22 protein-coding genes and 1 tRNA gene are annotated in these 19,229 nt (G+C 60.8%); 9 read left to right on the plus strand and 14 right to left on the minus strand.

Annotation, left to right across the window (positions count from 1 at the left end; translation table 11 throughout):
• Positions 1–74: 74 nt before the first annotated feature.
• Positions 75–725: a peptide-methionine (S)-S-oxide reductase MsrA gene (msrA, locus tag AB9K34_RS14575; RefSeq protein WP_369955156.1), complete on the plus strand. Its 651-nt coding sequence runs from the start codon at positions 75–77 to the stop codon at positions 723–725.
• Positions 726–743: 18 nt separating this feature from the next.
• Here msrA and AB9K34_RS14580 read toward each other — a convergent pair whose 3' ends face one another.
• Complete coding sequence (locus AB9K34_RS14580) at positions 744–1,259, minus strand: CAP domain-containing protein (RefSeq protein WP_369955157.1); 516 nt, start codon at positions 1,257–1,259, stop codon at positions 744–746.
• A gap of 166 nt (positions 1,260–1,425) precedes the next feature.
• On the opposite strand from AB9K34_RS14580, the gene AB9K34_RS14585 reads away from it, so the two are divergent.
• Positions 1,426–2,031, plus strand: coding sequence for a L,D-transpeptidase (locus AB9K34_RS14585; RefSeq protein WP_369955158.1), 606 nt, complete (start codon positions 1,426–1,428; stop codon positions 2,029–2,031).
• 137 nt (positions 2,032–2,168) lie between these two features.
• Complete coding sequence (locus AB9K34_RS14590; protein WP_369955159.1) at positions 2,169–2,351, plus strand: hypothetical protein; 183 nt, start codon at positions 2,169–2,171, stop codon at positions 2,349–2,351.
• Between the two features lie 69 nt (positions 2,352–2,420).
• On the opposite strand, the gene hemH is transcribed toward AB9K34_RS14590, so the two are convergent.
• Positions 2,421–3,473 carry a ferrochelatase gene (gene hemH, locus AB9K34_RS14595; RefSeq protein ID WP_369955160.1) on the minus strand — a complete coding sequence of 351 codons (1,053 nt, stop codon included), beginning with the start codon at positions 3,471–3,473 and terminating at the stop codon, positions 2,421–2,423.
• Positions 3,474–3,526: 53 nt separating this feature from the next.
• On the minus strand, positions 3,527–4,345 hold the full coding sequence (locus AB9K34_RS14600) for a methyltransferase domain-containing protein (RefSeq protein WP_369955161.1): 819 nt from the start codon (positions 4,343–4,345) through the stop codon (positions 3,527–3,529).
• Between the two features lie 17 nt (positions 4,346–4,362).
• On the opposite strand from AB9K34_RS14600, the gene AB9K34_RS14605 reads away from it, so the two are divergent.
• The 4 genes from AB9K34_RS14605 to AB9K34_RS14620 are packed head-to-tail and all read left to right on the plus strand — an operon-like array spanning position 4,363 to position 6,673.
• Positions 4,363–5,091 (plus strand): double zinc ribbon domain-containing protein, encoded by a 729-nt coding sequence (locus tag AB9K34_RS14605; protein WP_369955162.1) that lies wholly within the window; start codon positions 4,363–4,365, stop codon positions 5,089–5,091.
• Positions 5,092–5,128: 37 nt separating this feature from the next.
• Positions 5,129–5,389 carry a glutaredoxin 3 gene (gene grxC, locus AB9K34_RS14610; protein ID WP_369955163.1) on the plus strand — a complete coding sequence of 87 codons (261 nt, stop codon included), beginning with the start codon at positions 5,129–5,131 and terminating at the stop codon, positions 5,387–5,389.
• Positions 5,386–6,219, plus strand: a complete 834-nt coding sequence (locus AB9K34_RS14615) for a carbon-nitrogen hydrolase family protein (RefSeq protein ID WP_369955164.1) — start codon at positions 5,386–5,388, stop codon at positions 6,217–6,219. The genes grxC and AB9K34_RS14615 overlap by 4 nt, the downstream gene beginning before the upstream one ends.
• A gap of 10 nt (positions 6,220–6,229) precedes the next feature.
• A complete protein-coding gene (locus AB9K34_RS14620) occupies positions 6,230–6,673 on the plus strand; it encodes a MarR family winged helix-turn-helix transcriptional regulator (protein ID WP_369955165.1) in 444 nt (147 codons plus the stop codon).
• 359 nt (positions 6,674–7,032) lie between these two features.
• On the opposite strand, the gene infB is transcribed toward AB9K34_RS14620, so the two are convergent.
• The 6 genes from infB to pip form a co-directional block, all read right to left on the minus strand.
• Positions 7,033–9,519, minus strand: a complete 2,487-nt coding sequence (gene infB / locus AB9K34_RS14625; RefSeq protein ID WP_369955166.1) for a translation initiation factor IF-2 — start codon at positions 9,517–9,519, stop codon at positions 7,033–7,035.
• An 8-nt stretch (positions 9,520–9,527) separates the two neighbouring features.
• On the minus strand, positions 9,528–10,148 hold the full coding sequence (locus tag AB9K34_RS14630) for an RNA-binding protein (RefSeq protein WP_369955167.1): 621 nt from the start codon (positions 10,146–10,148) through the stop codon (positions 9,528–9,530).
• 23 nt (positions 10,149–10,171) lie between these two features.
• Entirely contained in the window at positions 10,172–11,800 is a 1,629-nt protein-coding gene (nusA, locus tag AB9K34_RS14635; RefSeq protein ID WP_369955168.1) for a transcription termination factor NusA, read from the minus strand.
• Positions 11,800–12,375 (minus strand): ribosome maturation factor RimP, encoded by a 576-nt coding sequence (rimP, locus tag AB9K34_RS14640; RefSeq protein WP_369955169.1) that lies wholly within the window; start codon positions 12,373–12,375, stop codon positions 11,800–11,802. Before rimP ends, nusA begins: the two co-directional genes overlap by 1 nt.
• 157 nt (positions 12,376–12,532) lie before the next feature.
• Positions 12,533–13,342, minus strand: a complete 810-nt coding sequence (locus AB9K34_RS14645) for an ABC transporter substrate-binding protein (RefSeq protein ID WP_369955170.1) — start codon at positions 13,340–13,342, stop codon at positions 12,533–12,535.
• Between the two features lies 1 nt (position 13,343).
• Positions 13,344–14,321 carry a prolyl aminopeptidase gene (gene pip, locus AB9K34_RS14650; RefSeq protein WP_369955171.1) on the minus strand — a complete coding sequence of 326 codons (978 nt, stop codon included), beginning with the start codon at positions 14,319–14,321 and terminating at the stop codon, positions 13,344–13,346.
• Positions 14,322–14,370: 49 nt separating this feature from the next.
• Between pip and ubiG the strand changes: the two genes are divergently transcribed.
• Entirely contained in the window at positions 14,371–15,114 is a 744-nt protein-coding gene (ubiG, locus tag AB9K34_RS14655; protein ID WP_369955172.1) for a bifunctional 2-polyprenyl-6-hydroxyphenol methylase/3-demethylubiquinol 3-O-methyltransferase UbiG, read from the plus strand.
• 8 nt (positions 15,115–15,122) lie between these two features.
• Here the strand turns inward: ubiG and mtaB are convergent, their stop codons facing one another.
• The gene (mtaB, locus tag AB9K34_RS14660) at positions 15,123–16,373 is read right to left on the minus strand and encodes a tRNA (N(6)-L-threonylcarbamoyladenosine(37)-C(2))-methylthiotransferase MtaB (RefSeq protein ID WP_369955173.1); all 1,251 of its coding nucleotides are present in this window, start codon (positions 16,371–16,373) and stop codon (positions 15,123–15,125) included.
• Positions 16,370–17,203 carry a diaminopimelate epimerase gene (dapF, locus tag AB9K34_RS14665; protein ID WP_369955174.1) on the minus strand — a complete coding sequence of 278 codons (834 nt, stop codon included), beginning with the start codon at positions 17,201–17,203 and terminating at the stop codon, positions 16,370–16,372. Before dapF ends, mtaB begins: the two co-directional genes overlap by 4 nt.
• A 216-nt stretch (positions 17,204–17,419) precedes the next feature.
• On the opposite strand from dapF, the gene AB9K34_RS14670 reads away from it, so the two are divergent.
• Positions 17,420–17,495: transfer RNA gene (locus tag AB9K34_RS14670), tRNA-Lys, on the plus strand.
• 4 nt (positions 17,496–17,499) lie between these two features.
• Here the strand turns inward: AB9K34_RS14670 and AB9K34_RS14675 are convergent.
• From AB9K34_RS14675 to AB9K34_RS14685, 3 genes are read right to left on the minus strand one after another with little or no spacing between them, the layout of a single operon-like run.
• Positions 17,500–18,267: a tyrosine-type recombinase/integrase gene (locus tag AB9K34_RS14675; protein ID WP_369955175.1), complete on the minus strand. Its 768-nt coding sequence runs from the start codon at positions 18,265–18,267 to the stop codon at positions 17,500–17,502.
• Between the two features lie 26 nt (positions 18,268–18,293).
• Positions 18,294–18,797 (minus strand): N-6 DNA methylase, encoded by a 504-nt coding sequence (locus AB9K34_RS14680; protein WP_369955176.1) that lies wholly within the window; start codon positions 18,795–18,797, stop codon positions 18,294–18,296.
• Entirely contained in the window at positions 18,725–19,012 is a 288-nt protein-coding gene (locus AB9K34_RS14685; RefSeq protein ID WP_369955177.1) for a type I restriction-modification system subunit M N-terminal domain-containing protein, read from the minus strand. The genes AB9K34_RS14680 and AB9K34_RS14685 overlap by 73 nt, the downstream gene beginning before the upstream one ends.
• Positions 19,013–19,229 lie beyond the last annotated feature (217 nt).

Genomic DNA, 19,229 nt, shown 5'->3' on the forward strand with positions numbered 1-19,229 from the left:
CGGCGTGACTTTTCATGTCATCGTCTTGCCCCGTCTCGGGCGACAAGACAACCTGTGCCGAGAAGGAGAGTGCAATGACGGCATTGAACAGATTCAAACCGATTCTTCTCGCCATCCTGATCGCGGCGGCGTTCTGGATCAAAGGGCAAGGCGCGAATGCCGCCGAACCACAGACCCTGACCGTGGCGGGGGGCTGTTTCTGGTGTGTCGAAGCCGATTTCGAAAAGGTGAATGGCGTATTGGGGGCGGTGTCGGGTTTCACGGGCGGGACAACTGCCAACCCGACCTACAAGCAGGTGACCCGTGGCGGAACCGGACATTACGAGGCGGTCCAGATCAGTTTTGATCCGGATGTCATCAGCCGGAAGACCTTGCTCGCGATGTTCCTGCGGTCGGTGGACCCGACCGACGCGGGCGGGCAGTTCTGTGATCGTGGCGACAGTTACAGAACCGCAATTTTCGTCTCTGGCCAGGCGGAAAAGGCGCTGGCCAAGGCGGCAATCGACGATGCCGAAGCCGAATTGGGCCAACCGATCGTCACACCGGTGCTTTCCGCCGGCCCCTTTTATCCGGCAGAAGCCTATCATCAGGATTATTACAAGGGGAATTCGCTGGTCCTGACGCGGGCCGGGCCCAAGACTCAGGCCAAGGCCTACAAGTTCTACCGTGACTCCTGTGGTCGCGATGCGCGCGTCAAGGCACTCTGGGGCAAGGCGATGGGCTAGCGGGGCAACACGCCCTGCTCAGCCGCCCATCAACATCGTCCACCAGATCTTGCCGCTGGCGTCCTGATGCCACGAAAAGCCAAGGTCTCGCGCGCGCGGGTCCATGATCACTTCGCGGGTCCCCGCGACTTCCATCCACGCCGCCAGGGTTTCCAACTCGGTCTCGTAGGTTTCCGAGATGTTTTCACCCAGCAACGTGCCGGGATAGCCGGCGCGTTGCGCGCGGTCGATGGGTGACGATCCGTCAGACCCGAAATGCCAGGGCCGGTTCTGCACCGACATGTCGCGCGAGTGGGTGGCGGCCGCAGCATTCAGCTCAGAATTGAGCTGTACCGGTCCGGCACCGGCTGCGGAGCGCAGGGCGTTGACCGAATCAAGCACGCGAAACTGGATGTCCGCCTTCTGGCTGTTGCGGATCTTGTAGACCTTGGGCAGGGGCAGGCCGTCTGCGCCAATGCGGCCGGACGTGTTGGGCGCGTCACACGCAGAGAGCACCAACAAACCGGTCAACAAAAGAGAAACAATGCGTATCATGGACTATTCCGACGTCTGAGTTCCACTGCAATTACCCCGAAGAGCGGCCATGCGCAAACTGACACTGCCCGACTCTGGGGTCCGCGCACCGATTGATTTGCGACTGAGGCATTCTGGCCATATGATTCGTACGATTCGGTATGTCGACGTTACGCAGGTGATGATCATGAAATACAAGCAAAATACGAATCAGACACGCCGCAGCTTCCTGGCTACGGGCATCGCCTTTGCCGGTGCGCCACTTTTCGCTCAAGAAGACGTGCAAGAGTACGATCCCTTGCGGCCGCCGCCGGAACCGGAAGCGCCGGTTCGCCGGAATATCTCGAGTTTTCGCACGATCGACTGGCGACCTCATTTCAGTTCGCTCAGAAACGGGGCGATCCTGGTCGACACGCGCTCGCGGGCGTTGCACTTCTGGTCAGAAGATCAAACGATCTACAAGCTGTTTCCCTCCAGCGTTCCCCTGACCGAAGAGATGACGCGCCGTGGACGCACCAGCGTCGTGCGCAAGGTTGTCGGTCCGGGCTGGAGTCCGACCCCTTCCATGCGAAAACGGAACCCGGAATGGCCGGCCTATATTCCGCCGGGTCCGGATAATCCGCTGGGAACGCATGCCTTGTACCTGAGTTGGAAATACTACCGAATCCACGGCACCCACGACACGCGCAAAATCGGGCGCCAATCGTCGAACGGCTGCATCGGTCTCTACAACAACCACATTGAAGAGTTGTTCGGAATGACCAAGGTGGGCACACAAGTGTTGCTAATTTGACGACATTGGCTTGTTCGTGGGGCTCATCCCTCAAACAACAGTTTGCAATCGATGCACATTGCTGCATAGAAAAAAACACGAGGTAAGTCATGGTGCGCGGTTCGTTCAAGTGAACCGTGCCAACTCTGGAGGTTAATATGAAGAAACTCGTTCTCGCCGCTGCACTGGCTGCTGCTGCTTCGACCGCAACTGCTGGCAACCTGGCAGAGCCCGTCGTGGAAGCACCGGTTATCGTTGAAGAAACCACCAGCTCTTCCAGCGGCATCTGGCTGCCGCTGCTGCTGCTGGTTCTGGTTGGCGCAGCTGTCGCTTCCAGCTAATCACTGGTATCGGATCGGGAAAAGGCGGTGGTCTCCACCGCCTTTTTTCGTTGCCCAAACGGATTTGCCTCAGTCGATCCAGCCTGACAGATTCCGTTCTATGACACCGGCCAGCGCCGCGATATGCGCGTCATCGTCATTCAGGCAGGGGATATAGGTAAAGCTCTCTCCGCCCGCCTCGATAAAGCTGTCGCGGATTTCCTCGTTGATCTCTTCCAGCGTTTCGATGCAATCCGCCGAGAACGCCGGAGCGCAGATGGCGATGTTCTTCTTGCCGTTGCGCGCCAGACGCGCAACCTCGTCCACCGTATAGGGTTTCAACCACTCTTCCGGTCCAAAGCGGGATTGGAATGTCGTGGTGATGTCCTCCGCATCCCATCCCAACCGCTCTTTCAACAGGCGCGTGGTCTTCTGGCACTGGCAATGATACGGGTCTCCCTCGGTCAGATACCGCTCCGGAACCCCGTGATAGGAACAGACCAGCAGATCGGGGCGCCGCTCCAGTTCCGAATAGGAGCGCTCGACCGACTGGGCCAGGGCATCTATATATGCCGGCTCGTCGAAATAGGGCGCGACCGTGCGCGTGACGGGCTGCCACTTCTCCTCCATCAACACGCGAAAGAACGCATCATTTGCGGTCGCCGACGTCGCCCCCGCGTATTGCGGATAAAGCGGAAAGAACAGGATTTTGCGACATCCTGCCTCGATCATCGAACGCACCCGTGACCGGGTGGACGGATTGCCATAGCGCATGCAGAAATCGACCATCACCCGGTCGCCATATCGCTTGCTCATCGCTTGGGAAATCTTGGCGGTCTGGTCCTTGGTGATCGTCATGAGCGGGCTTTCCCCGGCCTCTTCGTTCCAGATCGACTTATAGGCCGCTCCGCTGGAAAACGGGCGCTTGGACAGGATAACGAGTTGCAACAGCGGTTGCCACTTCCAGGACGGATAGTCGATCACGCGCTTGTCCGACAGAAACTCGCTCAGATAGCGCCGCATCGACCAATAATCGTAGTTGTCGGGCGTTCCGAGATTTGCCAGCAAGACGCCTATTTTCTCGGCCGGTATGTCCGGGTGATCTGACGGGGCGTGCGCGGGACGGCTGGTTGTGTCAAGCATGGCTTATCCTGGTGGCAGGGGTTTCAGTGCAGATAACCGCTTTTGCCTTCAGGTCAATCGGACAGTTTGGATTCCTTCGACCCCAAGGCATCCGCCAGTCGCGTCCGCGCCGATCCGGGCCTCAGCGGTTTCGGTTGGCTGTCGTCCGGCGACCAGCCCGTGAGGCAGATCAGTTCGAACGTCGCCGGCAGATACCCGTCCTCGGTTGCAAACTCATCGCGGTAGAGCGCCTGCGCCATCTTGAATACGCCGGGTGCCGTCGCGCGGCGCAAACGCGTGGTAAGGGCGTTGCTCTCACCCATATCGCGCAGGTCATGCATGAGATGGGTCAGACTGCGATATTTTGCAACCGACACCTGGCTGTCCGCAACCGGAAGGTTGAGGCCCGCCCGCTGCAACAATCCGCCGGCTTCGCGGATTTCCGCCATCGGCGAAACCCGCGGTGAAATTCCCCCTGACGCGCGGCTTTCCGCATCGGTCAGGACCGCACGCAATTCGTGCAGCGTGCGCCCGCCGAGCAAGACCCCCAGAAATAGCCCGTCAGGCAACAGCGCGCGCCGGCACTGGATGACCTGCCCGACCGGATCGTTTGCCCAGTGCAGACACATCGCGTGAATGACCAGATCATGCGCCCCGGCAGTCAGGTCCAGTGTCTCGCTATCGGTGACCAGTTTGGCCCGGGGGAAATTCGCCTGCCAGATTTCGGGAAAACCGGCCACGATCGCGACGGATTTAAAGGTCCTGTTAACCAGCGACAGGCGATCCTTCACCTCGTCCACGGCAAGCTGTTGCAGGAAAAGATCGTCCGGGCGCGCCCGGCGACGATGCCGCAGCAATGCGGCGCGATCGAATATCTGGGGGGCATGAGTCATGGGCGGAACCTAGTTGGATGTTGGCGAGGATTCAAACGGCGGTATCGCTCTTGTATCCAGCGCGTTGCCTCGGCTGTGGCGCATTGGTCGAAAGCGACTTTGGCCTGTGCGGGTCCTGTTGGCGGGAAACCTCGTTTGTCGGTGGTACGGTGTGCGAGTCCTGCGGGGTCGCCTTGCCCGGGGCGCATGATGGTCACCGGCTTGAATGTGACGATTGCATGGATCATCCGCATCCGTGGTCACATGGTCGTGCCGCGTTGGTTTACGAAGGCCGCGCGCGACAGATGATCCTCGCTCTGAAACACGGCGACCGCCCGGAGATCGCGCGGCCCGCAGGCCGCTGGATGGCACATGCGGCGCGCGCAATCCTGCGCCCGGGCATGATTGCGGTTCCTGTTCCGCTGCACTGGTCACGCTTTGTGAAGCGTCGCTACAACCAGTCCGCTCTGCTCGCCCAGTCGGTCGCGCGTGAGCTGGAGATCGACGTTGTGCCGGACATGCTCCAGCGGATCAAACGAACTCCGATGCTCGAAGGAAAATCACCGGCGCAGAGATTCGAAACACTTGCAAACGCAATCCGCGTCCACCCGAATCGCGCCGCGCAACTGCCGGGCCGTCCGGTTCTGCTGGTGGATGACGTCATGACAACCGGTGCCACATTGGGTGCCTGCGCGCGGGTTTGCATGGCAAACGGCGCAGAGGATGTGCGGGTTCTGACACTGGCACGAGTTGCAAAGGATGCTTAGATCATCGAAAACATGTTCACATATTCGAGGTGTCCGAATGCAACCGGTCGAAATTTATACATCGCCACTTTGCGGGTATTGCCACGCAGCCAAGCGCTTGCTTGATCAGAAAGGCGTGGATTTCTCGGAAATCGATGTGCTCGCCAATCCTGATCGCAAACCCGAGATGATCCAGCGTGCGCAGGGCGGACGCACCGTGCCCCAGATCTTCATCGGCGATCTGCATGTCGGTGGATGCGACGACCTGTTTGCGCTGGAACGGGCGGGCAAGCTCGACGCTTTGCTCGGCAGCTCATGAGGGTCGCGCTCGTTCAGCTCAATTGCTCCGACGATCCACAGGAGAATCTGGCGCGCACCCGCGACTACGTGACCCAAGCCGCCGATGCCGGCGCGGGTTTCGTGCTGACACCGGAAGTGACAAACTGTGTTTCGACAAGCCGCAGTCACCAGAACGCGGTACTGTCGACCGAAGAAGACGACAAAACACTTGCCGCGCTGCGCGTTCAGGCCAAAGAGCAGAAGATCTGGCTGCTGATCGGTTCGCTGGGTCTCAAGACACGGGATCCCGATGGCCGCTTTGCCAACAGGTCCTTTCTGATCGATCCGGACGGAGAAATCAGGGCGCGCTACGACAAGATCCATATGTTCGACGTTCAGGTCACTCCGGAAGAGACCTATCGCGAATCTGACGGCTATCGCCCCGGAAACAGGGCCACAGTTGCCGACACGCCGTTTGGCAAAGTGGGGATGACTGTCTGCTACGATATCAGGTTCCCGTACCTCTATCGTGCGCTGGCGCAGGCGGGCGCTCGGATACTGACCGTTCCGGCGGCGTTTTCCCATGTCACCGGCGCAGCGCATTGGCACAGTCTCCTGCGGGCGCGGGCAATTGAAAATGGATGCTATGTGCTGGCGCCGGCGCAAACCGGTGAACATCAGAGCAGCACCGGCAAGTCACGCCAGACCTTCGGGCACAGTCTCGCCGTTTCGCCCTGGGGCGAGGTGCTGCTCGACGCGGGGACCGATCCCGGTGTGTTCACGTTCGACATGGAGGAAGCGGCTGTCGACAAAGCCCGGCGCAAAGTGCCCTCGCTGACCCATGACCGCGCATTCGAGGGCCCATTGTGATGCTTGGCTCATGAGCGATGAAACCAATGCCCTCGCGGTCACGTTGTTCAGCGAGATACTCGCCGCAGATCAGCTGCTGCGCAGTCGTCTGAGCAAGGTGTTGCCCAAGGGCATGGAGATCTCGCATTTCTCGGTCCTCAACCACCTCGCGGTCATCGGCAACGAAAGAACCCCAGCGCAACTGGCCGATACGTTCCACGTCACGCGCGGCGCCATGACCAACACGCTGGGCAAGCTCGAATTTGCCGGATATGTGCATATCCGCCCCGATTGGGATGACGCGCGACGCAAACTGGTCGCCATCAGCCCTGCGGGCCAGCAAGCCCGCGCGCAGGCGATTTCGGCGCTGACACCTGTCATCAATCAGGTTGTCGGTGAGTTGGGAACGGGAAAGGTGCGCGCCGTTCTGCCGGTTTTGCGTGATCTGCGGATGCGGCTTGAGACGCGGGACTGAGATTTCGGGCGTATTCGCTGTGATATTTTTGTCGTTTTGATGAAGATTTCACAACAGTTTTGTGACTGAACGAAACATAGACCAAAATATTAATGATTTGACGGCAAATTTTTCATATCGTTTATCACGTTGTTTTGGGAGGAAACGGGATGCTTCGTACAATTCTCATCGGCACATGTGTATTGATTCAGGGCACTTTTGTTCGGGCACTTCCGGATGGCCGCATAGCGGTCCGGGTCGGGTCGAACGAATTCATGGGCAAGCCGGTCAACCCGGCCAGCTGATCCCCCATCAGGGACAAAGCAAAACGGCGCGCTGTGAACCAGCGCGCCGTTTGTGTTTTCAGAGTATCGTCGCGATCAGTCCAGCGAACGGGTCACTTCTTCACGCTCAAAGATCTCGATCACGTCCGCTGGCCGGATGTCATCGTAATTCTCGAACGCCATGCCACACTCCTGTCCGGACTGGACTTCGGCAACCTCGTCCTTGAAACGCTTGAGCGTTTTCAGAGTGCCTTCGTGAATGACCACGTTGTCACGCAGCAGGCGCACCCCGGCACTGCGGCGGGCAACGCCTTCGGTCACAAGACAACCAGCCACCTTGCCGACGCCCGTTACCTTGAACACTTCCTTGATCTCGGCGTAGCCGATGAACTTTTCGCGGATCTCGGCGCTCAGCAAGCCGCTCGCCGCCGCTTTGACATCATCGACGAGGTCGTAGATCACCGAGTAATAGCGAAGCTCGACACCCTTCTGGTTCGCGGTGTTCCGCGCACTCGCGTTGGCACGGACGTTAAAGCCCATGATCGGTGCGTTGCTGGCCTCTGCAAGGCCCACATCTGTTTCGGTGATGGCACCGACGCCCGAATGCAGAACGCGCACGCGCACCTCATCGTTGCCGATCTTTTCCATCGCCTGAACAATTGCCTCGGCAGATCCCTGCACGTCGGCCTTGACCAGAATGGGCAGTTCGCTGACATTCTCGTCCGCCTTGGCATTGGCCATGAGCTGTTCGAGCGTCGCCGCCGCCCCCGCAGCGGCGCGTTTTTCCTTGGCAAGATTGGCGCGGTAATCCGCGATCTCGCGCGCCTGCGCTTCGGTATCGACGACGTTCAGAACGTCACCTGCCTCGGGCGTTCCGTTCAGGCCCAGCACTTCGACGGGAACCGACGGGCCGGCCGCCTTCACGCGCTTGCCCTTGTCGTTTTCCATCGCACGAACCTTGCCCCACTGCTCGCCGACGACAAAGATGTCGCCCTGCCGCAGCGTACCGTTCTGCACCAGAACCGTCGCCACCGGACCACGGCCCACATCAAGCTTGGCTTCGATGACGGCCCCCTGTGCCGCGCGGTTGGGATTCGCTTTCAATTCGAGGATTTCGGCCTGAAGCGAGATCGCCTCCAGCAACTGATCCAGACCTGTGCCGTTGATCGCCGACACTTCGACATCCTGCACATCACCCGACATCTTTTCGACAACAACTTCGTGCTGAAGCAGGTCTGTACGCACCTTGTCCGGGTTCGCATCGGGGCGGTCGATCTTGTTGATCGCCACGATCATCGGAACCTCGGCCGCCTTGGCGTGGTTGATCGCTTCGACGGTCTGCGGCATCACCGCGTCATCGGCGGCGACAACCAGAACCACGATGTCGGTGACCTGGGCACCGCGTGAGCGCATCGACGTAAATGCCGCGTGGCCGGGCGTGTCGAGGAATGTCAGCAACTGGCCGTCTTCGGCTTTCACCTGATAGGCGCCGATATGCTGGGTGATACCACCAGCCTCGCCCGACACCACCTTGGCATTGCGAATCGCATCGAGAAGCGAGGTCTTGCCGTGGTCGACATGGCCCATGACCGTAATGACCGGCGGCCGGGGCTCCAGATCCGACTCGTCATCATCGACTGCTGCGATGACGTCTTCGACATCCGCATCCGAAACCCGCACGACATTGTGGCCGAACTCTTCGATGATCAGCTCCGCAGTGTCGGCATCGATGGTCTGGTTCTGCGTCACCATCATACCCATGTTCATCAGGGCCTTGACGACTTCGCCGACGCGTTCCGCCATGCGGTTTGCCAGTTCAGACACCACGATCGCTTCGGGCAACTGAACGTCACGCACGACCTTTTCGCGCTCGACGCTGCCGCCCATCGCCTTCTGGCGCGCACGCTCCTGTTTCCGCTTCATTGCGGCCATCGACCGTTGCCGCCCACCTTCGCCGCCGCGCAGCGCCTGGTTCAGGGTCAGCTTGCCGGACCGGCGCCCGTCATCGTCGCGACCCTTGCCACGGGTATTGCGCTGCTCGCGCTCGCGGTCGGTCTTGCGCGGACCCGGGCCCGCCGGTTTGCTCGCCGATCGCGAAGCGGCGTCGGCTGCCGGCTCGGCGGCAGGCGCAGCAGAGGCGCGTTTGGCGGCCTCTTCCGCCTCCAGTCGCTGGCGTTCTTCCTCGGCGGCCTTCGCCTTGAGCGCCTCTTCGCGTTCACGCTCCTCGCGCTCCTTGGCCTCGGCTTCCGCACGACGGCGTTCGCGCTCTTCCGCACGTTCACGCTCTTCCGCCTCGCGGGCGGCGGCCTCTTCGGCCTCGCGCGCCTTAGCGGCCTGAAGCGCCTTCAGCCGCCGTTCCATTTCAGCATCGGTAATACCGGCAGGACGCCGGGATGGATCCCCGGCAGGTGTCGACATCGGCGAACCGGACTTGCCCGCACCGGGTTTGGGAACCACAACGCGCTTGCGTTTGGTTTCGACCACAACGTTCTTGGTCCGACCATGACTGAAACTCTGCTTCACGTTCCCCGGACGGGAACCACCGCGCAAGCCCAAAGTCTTTTTGCCGTCATTATCGCTCATAAAGCTCTTTATCCTTCCAGGCGGCCCTTGCCGCCTTCCGTTTTGCGCAAACCCCGCAACCGCTGCGCTTCCTCTACAACACGTTGAGCGAGTCCGCCAGAGGCGAGCGCCGCATGTATCACAGTTTCGCGCCCAAAGGCCAATCCCAGCTCATCGGCGGTCAGCCAGCCGATGTAATGGCCAAAATGGGGTGTACTCAGTTTCGACTTACCTCGGCCCGAGCCATCAACGGCCTGAACCAGAACCAGTGCCTCTTCCTTGGCCAACCAGTCCTTCACTTTTTCATAGCCGGCAACGGCGGCTCCGGATTTGCGACCCAGGCTGATCAGGTCCACGACCCGCCGTGCCAGTTGCCGTTCCACTTCGTCGGTCAGCCCCTCCGGGACCTCAACCCTGGTCTTGAGGCCGCGGGCGAACAGCTTTTTGGTGACCGCCCTGTCCAGCGCCTCGCGATCCGCCGTCACATAAACGCCCCGACCCGGCAGTTTGCCGAGAATGTCGGGCACCACCTGCGCGTCGGGACCAAGCACGAAACGGATCAGCGCATGCTTTGGGCGAACCTCGCCCGTGGCCATGCAGGTGCGTTCCGGGCCATCCGACCGATCTTTTTTCGCGCCGCCGCGACTCATACCGCACCCACCGGAGCCTGATCTCAGGCTCCGACCTCCGAAGTCTGTTCACCGGCGCGCGGCTCTTCGGCCTCTTCCTCTTCAGCCTCCAGCTCCGCCGGGTCAACCCATCCCAACAGGATACGCGCCGTCATCACGAGATCCTGCGCCTCTTCCAGCGACATATCGAAAGGTTCGAGGATGCCGTCATCCTTGACCCGCTCGCCATCAATCGTGGTCCAGCCGCCGGCGAGCTCCCAATCCGCGCAGGTTGCGAAATCTTCGAGCGTCTTGACGCCATCCTTGGCCAGCGCCTCAATCATTTGGGGTGTCAGGCCCTCGAATTCAACCAGGCTGTCTTCAACACCCAGCGCGCGGGCGTTGTCCAGAGCCGCCTTGGCCTGCGCTTCGAGATACTCACGCGCACGGGTTTGCAGTTCCTGCGCCGTGTCTTCGTCGACCCCGTCGATCACCAGAAGTTCATCCAGTTCGACATAGGCGACCTCTTCGAGGTTGGTAAAGCCTTCGGAGACCAGCAACTGCGCAAAGAACTCATCGAGATCCAGCGCATCCATGAACAGTTGCGTGCGGACTTCGAATTCCTTCTGGCGACGGGCGCTTTCCTCTTCCTCGGTCATGATGTCGATATCCAGACCGGTCAATTGGCTGGCCAGACGCACGTTCTGACCGCGCCGGCCGATGGCCAGGCTCAGCTGCTCTTCCGGCACGACGACCTCGATCCGTTCCGCCTCTTCGTCCAGAACCACCTTGGTCACCTCGGCGGGCTGAAGCGCGTTCACGAGGAAGGTCGGCTGGTCTTCGTTCCACGGGATGATGTCGATCTTTTCGCCCTGAAGCTCGTTGACCACGGCCTGAACCCGGCTTCCGCGCATACCGACACAGGCACCGACGGGATCGATGCTGTTGTCATAGGAAATCACGGCAATCTTGGCGCGGCTTCCCGGATCGCGGGCCACCGCCTTGATCTCGATGATACCGTCATAGATTTCAGGCACTTCCATCTTGAACAACGCCGCCATGAATTCCGGAGCGGTCCGGCTCAGGAAAATTTGCGGGCCACGCGGTTCGCGGCGTACATCCTTGATATAGCAGCGGATCCGGTCGTTCGGGCGATAGCTTTCGCGGCCGATTTTTTCGTTGCGCCGCAAAATCGCTTCACCGGTGCCGACGTCCACGACGACGTTGCCGTATTCCTCGCGCTTGACCACGCCATTGATGATGGTGCCGGCACGATCCTTGAACTCTTCGTACTGGCGATCACGCTCGGCTTCCCGAACGCGCTGCAGGATCACCTGCTTTGCGCTCTGCGCGGCGATACGGCCCATTTCGACCGGCGGGACCTCTTCGATGAACTGGTCGCCGATCTTGGGGTCGTCCAGATACTGTTTCGCCTGTTCGACGGTGAATTCCGCCTGGTAATTCTCGAGCTCTTCTTCCTCGACCACGGTGCGCACGCGGGTAAATGTCGCCTTGCCGGTCTTGCGGTCGATGGACACGCGGATGTCCATTTCGGCGCCATAGCGGCTCTTGGCGGCCCGCGCGAGCGACTCTTCCATCGCTTCGACGACCAGACCGGGGTCGATCATCTTTTCGCGCGCCACGGCCTCGGCCGTTTGCAGCAATTCAAGCTGGTTGGCGGATGTAATGGCCATCAGTTGTCCTCCTGAGCAGACTCTTCAGTCTCAATCTCGTCAAAATGGTCTTCGTTCAATGCGCCCGCCGCCTTGCGCTGGCGCAGCATTTCCTTGATCAGGTCGTCGGTCAAAACCAGCTTGGCATCGCTCAGCCAGTCAAAGTGCAACCCGATCGTACCTTCGGGAATGTTGATCAGAACCTCGTCGCCGTCGACCCCGGCCAGTTCACCCTTGAACCTTCGTCGTCCGTCGATCAGCTCGGTGGTTTCGATCTTGGCTTCGTAGCCTTCGAACATGTCGAAATCCTTCAGCCGGGTCAGGGGCCGGTCTATGCCCGGGCTCGACACTTCGAGCGCATAGGCATCCAGGATCGGATCCTCGACATCCAGTGTCGCGCTGACCGCGTTGGAAATCTCGGCGCAATCGTCCACTTCGATCCCGCCGCCGGGCCGATCCACCATGATCTGCAACGTGGTCTGCTTGCCGCTCATCAGGCGCACACGCACGAGTTCAAATCCCAGGTCCTCGACCACAGGAGTGATGATTTCGGCCAGGCGGCGGTCAATCGCAGCTTTCGCAATCAGATCGTTCATCGTGTCTTTCTTCCAGGGCACGGGCACAAAAAAACGGGCCCGCGGCCCGTCATGTTTTCCGGTGGAGCCTCGGGACCAGAGCCCGACGCGCCGCTGTTAGGCAGCCATATACGCAACGCTTTGCGAGTCTGCAACCCCTGTTGGGCGGCACCCGGCGTCAGGTCAGCCACCAACGCTCGGCCAGACGCCCGTCATCCAGCAGGCCGGCACCGATGTCGCGCGGCCGGCCCACCGTCTTGCGCATCGCCAACGCCATGCTGTCCGACGACGGGTGAAAAGCCAGATCCGGCTGACCGTACAGGACGTCAGCGCGGGGAATCACGGCGATATCAACATAGCCGTCGCGCAGTGCTTCGGCGCGCACCACCGCATCGGGTATCACCACGGCTTCGACCGTATCGGCCCATCCCGCGTGGCGCGTCTTGTAGTGGTCGGCAACTTTCTGCCCGAGATAGTGTCGGTCGGACACCATCCGTTCGGTGCGATAGCAACCGGTTCCAACCCCATCGGGACCCATGATCGCCAATGCCGGCGAGGCAAGGAGGAATGGCAGGTCGGGCCGCGTTTCCGCCATCTCGATTCGCACTCGTGTCGGCCCGCACGCCTCGACGCGCAGGGCGCTGTCGAGCGTATCCCTGAGCGAGGCTGCGACGTCCGGGGCGCGCATAGCGGTGCCATCGTGAAAAGTCACATCATCGCGCAGGTCGATGTTCCAGATCCGCCCCTGCGCCTTGGCCCGCCACGCGATGGCCAGTTCACCCTTGAGCGCGCCGTTCGGAGCGATTTCCGTCAGGTTATCAAAGGCCGCGCCGCGAGCCAGCGTTGCAAGGGCGTCGTCACTTCGTGGCAGAGCAATGCGCAAACGCCCCCCCGGACGCGGCGCGGCATCAAGCGACACGCCACTGGCCGCAAGCAGCGCCGCAGCGGCACCGGATGAAAACAGGGCGCGTCGGTCAAGCCTGGTCATCTCACGACATCGCCTCGGCAATCCTGTCCATGACACGCACCAATTCCGCGCTGATCCCCGGTTCGGACAACGCATGGCCCGCATTCCGGACAAGCTTCAACTCGGCCGACGGCCACGCCTCGGCCAGTTTCCAGGCGGATGTTGGAGGACAGATCATGTCGTATCGCCCCTGCACAATAACTCCGGGAATATGGGCGATCCGGTCGATCCGGGCAAGGATCTGGCCATCACTTTCAAGAAATCCGTTGTTCATGAAATAGTGGTTCTCAAGCCGGGCAAAGGCACGCGCGTAATCCCCCGGCCCCTCGCCAGACATGCCATTGGAATGTATCGACGCCAACGAGTTTTCCCAGGCCGACCAGGCCCGCCCATAGCGGGTTTCAACCGGCAAATCCCCCGAGAACAGCCGACGATGATAGGCACGGATCATGTCGCCACGCTCTTCCTCGGGAATCAGGGCGGCAAACCTCTCCCACGCTTCGGGCCAGAATTTTCCCGCACCGCCGCCGTAAAACCAGTCAAGCTCGGCCTGCGTCATCAGGAACACACCGCGCAGAATCAGGTGTGAAACCCGATCCGGATGCGCCTGAGCATAGATCAGCGACAATGTCGCACCCCAACTGCCGCCGAACACAAGCCACGCATCGATTTCAAAGGTTCGGCGAATCAGCTCCGCATCGTCGACGAGGTGCCATGTCGTGTTGTTCACCACCGACGCATGCGGGCGCGAGCGGCCACATCCACGCTGATCGAACAGGATGATGCGATAGAATTCCGGATCGAAGTACCGCCGCATTGCCGGGCTGCACCCACCGCCGGGGCCACCGTGCATGACAATGACCGGCACGCCCGAGGGATTACCGCATTGTTCGACATAGATCGTGTGACCATCGCCCGTTTCCAGCATCTGCTGGTCATACGGGTCGATTGGCGGGTACAGGTACTGCACTGCGCGCTTTTGGTCCGGGTACTTGTCCATGCGAGTCCTATATAGTGCGTGAGCGATAAAAGAGCACATGGAGACAGGAATGCAAGCGTCCCCGACTACGGTTGATCCGGCGGAAGTCGCCAAATTCGAAGCAATGGCCGCCGAGTGGTGGGATCCGGCGGGCAAGTTCAAGCCGCTGCATATGCTCAACCCCTGCCGCCTTGACTACATAACCACCCAGATCGCCAGCGAATTCGACCGCGACCTTGCGACGCAACGCCCGTTTGCGGGCCTTCGCCTGCTCGATATCGGCTGTGGTGGCGGGTTGCTTTCTGAGCCGATGGCGCGGCTGGGTGCGGACGTGGTTGGCGCGGACGCCGCCGAGGGCAATATTCCCGTGGCACGCGTCCATGCCGCGCAATCCGGATTGAACATCGATTATCGTCATGCGACGGCCGAAGCGCTCGCCGAAGCGGGTGAACGATTCGACGTTGTGCTGAACATGGAAGTCGTCGAGCATGTTGCCGATCCGCTGGCTTATCTCACCGCGTGCAAGACCCTGCTCAACCCCGGTGGCCTGCACCTGTGCTCGACCATCAACCGCAACTCGAAATCCTACATGATGGCCATCGTCGGTGCCGAAATGGTGATGCGCTGGCTACCGCGCGGAACCCATGAATGGTCGAAATTCATCACCCCGGACGAACTCTATGACCTGCTTGCGCGCGCAGGCCTGACTCCGGTTGACCGCAAGGGATTCGTCTTCAACCCGCTTACCTGGGATTGGAGCCTGTCGCCGCGCGATCTCAGCGTGAATTACGTCACGGCCAGCACGCGGCCCTGACACAGGGCCTATGCCAGAAGCTGGCCACCGGCACGGCCGGTGATCGCGGCCTCCACGATCTGGCCTTCGGGCCGGGGCGCCACAAATCGCACCTCGGTGAACTGTTCCGTGCGCCCCATATGTTCGTTTTCCATCAGCACCTGATGCGTCTTGCCGATCTGCGCGGCGAGATGGCGTTCGACCTGCCGCGCCCCCTCGGCCCGCAACCGGGCGGCACGGTCCTTGATGACGGTTCCGTTCACCTGACTGGGTATCCGCGCCGCCGGCGTGCCCTCCCGCCGGGAATAGGGGAAAACATGCAGCCAGGTCAGATCGCAGTCGCGCACCAGCCTGAGCGAATTCTCGAAATGCGTCTCGGTTTCGGTCGGGAACCCGGCGATGATATCCGCGCCGAATGTCATGTCCGGCCGCACGGCGCGCGCCTCGTGCACAAAACGGATCGCGTCATCGCGAAGGTGCCGGCGCTTCATCCGCTTGAGGATCAGATCATCGCCGTGCTGCAGGGACAGGTGCAGATGCGGCATCAGGCGCGTTTCGGTCGCAATCGCCATCATCAGGTTTTCATCAACCTCGATGCTGTCGATCGAACTGATCCGCAGCCGCGGCAGATCGGGAACAAGTCTCAGGATCCGCATCACGAGATCGCCCAATTGCGGCTGCGACGGCAGGTCCGCCCCCCAGCTTGTCAGGTCAACACCGGTCAGCACCACCTCGTTATAGCCCCTGTCGACCAGGCGCTTGATCTGGTCCACGACAACGCCCGCCGGGACACTGCGCGAATTTCCGCGGCCATAGGGAATGATACAAAAGGTACAGCGGTGATCGCATCCGTTCTGAACCTGGACATAGGCACGCGCCCGGGTCCCGAACCCGTCAATCAGATGACCAGCGGTTTCCGTCACCGACATGATATCATCAACCTGCACCGGCTCTGTCCCGAAATCCTCGGCCAGCCCGGCCCACGTCCCGGCCTGCATCTTTTCGGTATTGCCGATGACCGCGTCGACCTCTTCCATGCTGGCAAAGGACTCGGGATCGACCTGCGCCGCGCAGCCGGTGACGATCAACCGCGCATCCGGATTCTCGCGACGCATCCGGCGAATTTCCTGCCGCGCCTTGCGCACCGCCTCTGCGGTCACTGCGCAGGTGTTGACGATGACGGCGTCGGACAGCCCGGCTTGCGCCGACAATTCCTTCATCGCCTCGGTTTCGTAAGCGTTCAACCGGCACCCCAGCGTGGTGAATTTCGGGGCGCTCATCGAATGCTGTCCAGGAATTCAGCGGTCAAGCGCCCCGCAAAGACGGTCATCGTCGGCCCGATCATCCACACCCCGTCCTCGCGCCAGTCGATCGTCAGGCTGCCACCGTCCAAGTCGATCCGCACCGCGCGCCCGGTCAGCCCCCGCCGCGCGGCAGCGACCGCCGTGGCGCAAGATGAGGATCCCGACGCCAGCGTCACACCGACGCCGCGCTCCCAAACCCGCATGCGGATGTGATCGGGGCCGAGCACCTGCGCCACCTGCACGTTGGTGCGCTCGGGATAAAGCGGATGATGTTCATAGCGCGCGCCGAATTCGGCCAGCGGAATCGCCTCGGCATCGGGAACGAAAAACGTGCAATGCGGATTGCCCATGCCGGTCGCTGTCGGCGCGCCTTCGATCGGAAGCTCCAGCGTGTCCATCGCCTCGGCCAGCGGAATCTCCTGCCAGTCAAGCTGCGGCTGTCCCATATTGACCGCCGTCTGCCCCGCACCGGCATCCTGCGCCAGCAGCTCGCCCCGCTCTGTCGTCAGCCGCAGGTTCGACTTGCCACTCTCCTCCATCAGGTACCGCGCGATACAGCGCGTGGCATTGCCGCAGGCCGCCGAAGCCGATCCATCCGCGTTGTAGAATGTCAGATGTGCATCTGCGGCCCCGTTGCCGATCAGGGCAAGCTGATCGAAACCCACTCCGAAATGGCGATGCGCAACCGCCTTGATCAGTCCGGGCGTGAGGCGCCGGTCCTGCGCGCGCGCATCCACAACGACAAAGTCGTTGCCAAGCCCGTGCATTTTCATGAAGGGCAAACCAGTGTCCAGAGAGTCGTGCATGAGGTCGATATATCCACACCGCGAGACAGAATCCAGTGCGCCGGCAGGAAACTGTCGATCAGGCCTTGACCGGACCCCGTCGGTTTTCTAGGTAGGCCGCCATGTCGACCAGAGGATTCTTCCTCACCGGCAGACAAATGCAAAATATGCGGTTGATCCCAGCGGTTCGATTGGCATAGAGAGCGTCACGGATCAAGTTACGATCCGAAACAGAGTGGGCCGTTAGCTCAGTTGGTAGAGCAACTGACTTTTAATCAGTGGGTCGCAGGTTCGAATCCTGCACGGCTCACCACTGATCATAAAATTTCCTTTCCCAGCTTGGGGTTGGTGTCAGAATTGACGAACCTCTTGGGAAGGTTCGCCAAATTGCGCTCGCCATTCGGGCGGGCGACCAGTTTCTCAATCGCGGAATCGGCCATGCCTTCGCGTCCAGCGGCCTCGGTGTAGCGCTGCACAAGGGCCAGCGTTTTGTGCCCGGTGACCGCGCCGATCTCGTGCGCAGTCGCCCCAGCCTCGGCCAAGCGGCGCGCACAGGCCTTGCGCAGCCCATGGGCGGAACACTGGGGCAGTTTCGCATCTTCGGTCCAACGCTGCATGAGATTGCCCAAACCACCGGCGGAACGCATCGCGCCCTTTTGAGTGGCCAGAAAGGGCCTGTCCTTCGGTAACCTGTCCAGAACCTCCGCCAGGTCCGGGTGGATTGGCACGGAAACCACCACACCGCCAGACCGCTGCGTCTTCTGCCGCCGATACTCGATCTTGCCGTTGCGGACGTTCTTTGGCCCCAGCTTCACCGCATCGACCCGCGCCGCGCCAGTGTAGAGCATCAGCGTCACCGCCGTATGCGCCAGCGTGCCGGGCTTATGGGCCTTGAAGAACTGCGCCAGCTCGTCCTCGTCCCAGGTGTGGAAACCGTCACCGCCCACACGAAACGGCTTCGTCGCTCGCGCCGGGTTGGCGACGATGGCTTCAAACGTCTGGCCCATATGCTGGGGATGTTCCAGCGTGTCTTCCTGCTGGATATCAAAATCGAGGTAATGCACCCCGTGCAGGATCATGTTCATCCGCGCGAGGCTGTAGGTGGTGCGGTTCAGCTCCTGCCCACAAACTCGCCCACGGACTTGTTGGACTTCTTGTAGCCCAGCTCCCGCGCGACACGCAGCAACAGCGAGGCCGACCCGCAGGTCGGGTCATAGACTGAGCGTAGTCGCGCCTTGCCCGTGGTCACGATCTTGGCCAGCACGGTCGAGACCTGTTGCGGGGTATAGAATTCGCCCGCTTTCTTGCCCGCGCCAGACGCGAATTTACCGATCAGGTATTCATAGGCATCGCCCAGAACATCCGAGTTTGAATTAGTCAATTCAAAGCCGATGGACTCCAGATGGGCCAGCACCTTGGAAATCAGCGTGTTGCGCGCCTCGTTGCTGCGGCCCAGCTTGCTGGAGTTCAGGTCGAGATCTTCGAACAGGTTGACGAAATCCTCCTCGGACTCGTTGCCCATCGTCGATTTCTGGATGTTGTTCAGCGTGTCGGAAAGGTCGGCAAGGATGAAGCTGCCCGGTTCCGCCCCGCGCTTGGCGACTTCCGAGAACAACTCGCCCGGCGCAGGTAGTAGCCGAGGCTGTCGATGCAGTTTTCCTGCACCGCGCCCCAAATGCCCTGATGCACAGGATTGCCTTCATCGAGGGAGGCGAAGGCGAGGCCTTCGAATTTCAGAAGTTCCTGATCGACATAGATGTGCAGGCGTTCAGACAAGTACTTGTAGAAAATGAACCCAAGGATGTAGTCGCGGAACTCATCCGCATCCATCTGGCCACGCAGTTCGTTTGCAATGTCCCAGAGCTTTTGCTCAAGCTTCTTTTTTTATTATTCCGTCAAGGTCTTACCTAGGCCGTGTTGACAAAAGGTGTTAACAGGGCGGGCTGAACGTGATTCAAACTGGTATCTGCAATGGAGACCAGCTTGGCACGAGACCTGATGTCGGACGAAGAGTGGGCGTTTCATGAACGCTTCATCCTGGCCGCCC

Origin of the sequence: Sedimentitalea sp. XS_ASV28, from assembly GCF_041224545.1 — a bacterium.
Taxonomy (GTDB): domain Bacteria; phylum Pseudomonadota; class Alphaproteobacteria; order Rhodobacterales; family Rhodobacteraceae; genus Sedimentitalea.

What these genes read in the sequence shown, in the direction of transcription:
- msrA (WP_369955156.1), top strand. Translation starts at nt 75, where the DNA reads ATGACGGCATTGAACAGATTCAAACCGATTCTTCTCGCCATCCTGATC.
- AB9K34_RS14580 (WP_369955157.1), bottom strand. Translation starts at nt 1,259, where the DNA reads ATGATACGCATTGTTTCTCTTTTGTTGACCGGTTTGTTGGTGCTCTCT.
- AB9K34_RS14585 (WP_369955158.1), top strand. Translation starts at nt 1,426, where the DNA reads ATGAAATACAAGCAAAATACGAATCAGACACGCCGCAGCTTCCTGGCT.
- AB9K34_RS14590 (WP_369955159.1), top strand. Translation starts at nt 2,169, where the DNA reads ATGAAGAAACTCGTTCTCGCCGCTGCACTGGCTGCTGCTGCTTCGACC.
- hemH (WP_369955160.1), bottom strand. Translation starts at nt 3,473, where the DNA reads ATGCTTGACACAACCAGCCGTCCCGCGCACGCCCCGTCAGATCACCCG.
- AB9K34_RS14600 (WP_369955161.1), bottom strand. Translation starts at nt 4,345, where the DNA reads ATGACTCATGCCCCCCAGATATTCGATCGCGCCGCATTGCTGCGGCAT.
- AB9K34_RS14605 (WP_369955162.1), top strand. Translation starts at nt 4,363, where the DNA reads ATGTTGGCGAGGATTCAAACGGCGGTATCGCTCTTGTATCCAGCGCGT.
- grxC (WP_369955163.1), top strand. Translation starts at nt 5,129, where the DNA reads ATGCAACCGGTCGAAATTTATACATCGCCACTTTGCGGGTATTGCCAC.
- AB9K34_RS14615 (WP_369955164.1), top strand. Translation starts at nt 5,386, where the DNA reads ATGAGGGTCGCGCTCGTTCAGCTCAATTGCTCCGACGATCCACAGGAG.
- AB9K34_RS14620 (WP_369955165.1), top strand. Translation starts at nt 6,230, where the DNA reads ATGAGCGATGAAACCAATGCCCTCGCGGTCACGTTGTTCAGCGAGATA.
- infB (WP_369955166.1), bottom strand. Translation starts at nt 9,519, where the DNA reads ATGAGCGATAATGACGGCAAAAAGACTTTGGGCTTGCGCGGTGGTTCC.
- AB9K34_RS14630 (WP_369955167.1), bottom strand. Translation starts at nt 10,148, where the DNA reads ATGAGTCGCGGCGGCGCGAAAAAAGATCGGTCGGATGGCCCGGAACGC.
- nusA (WP_369955168.1), bottom strand. Translation starts at nt 11,800, where the DNA reads ATGGCCATTACATCCGCCAACCAGCTTGAATTGCTGCAAACGGCCGAG.
- rimP (WP_369955169.1), bottom strand. Translation starts at nt 12,375, where the DNA reads ATGAACGATCTGATTGCGAAAGCTGCGATTGACCGCCGCCTGGCCGAA.
- AB9K34_RS14645 (WP_369955170.1), bottom strand. Translation starts at nt 13,342, where the DNA reads ATGACCAGGCTTGACCGACGCGCCCTGTTTTCATCCGGTGCCGCTGCG.
- pip (WP_369955171.1), bottom strand. Translation starts at nt 14,321, where the DNA reads ATGGACAAGTACCCGGACCAAAAGCGCGCAGTGCAGTACCTGTACCCG.
- ubiG (WP_369955172.1), top strand. Translation starts at nt 14,371, where the DNA reads ATGCAAGCGTCCCCGACTACGGTTGATCCGGCGGAAGTCGCCAAATTC.
- mtaB (WP_369955173.1), bottom strand. Translation starts at nt 16,373, where the DNA reads ATGAGCGCCCCGAAATTCACCACGCTGGGGTGCCGGTTGAACGCTTAC.
- dapF (WP_369955174.1), bottom strand. Translation starts at nt 17,203, where the DNA reads ATGCACGACTCTCTGGACACTGGTTTGCCCTTCATGAAAATGCACGGG.
- AB9K34_RS14675 (WP_369955175.1), bottom strand. Translation starts at nt 18,267, where the DNA reads ATGAACATGATCCTGCACGGGGTGCATTACCTCGATTTTGATATCCAG.
- AB9K34_RS14685 (WP_369955177.1), bottom strand. Translation starts at nt 19,012, where the DNA reads ATGGATGCGGATGAGTTCCGCGACTACATCCTTGGGTTCATTTTCTAC.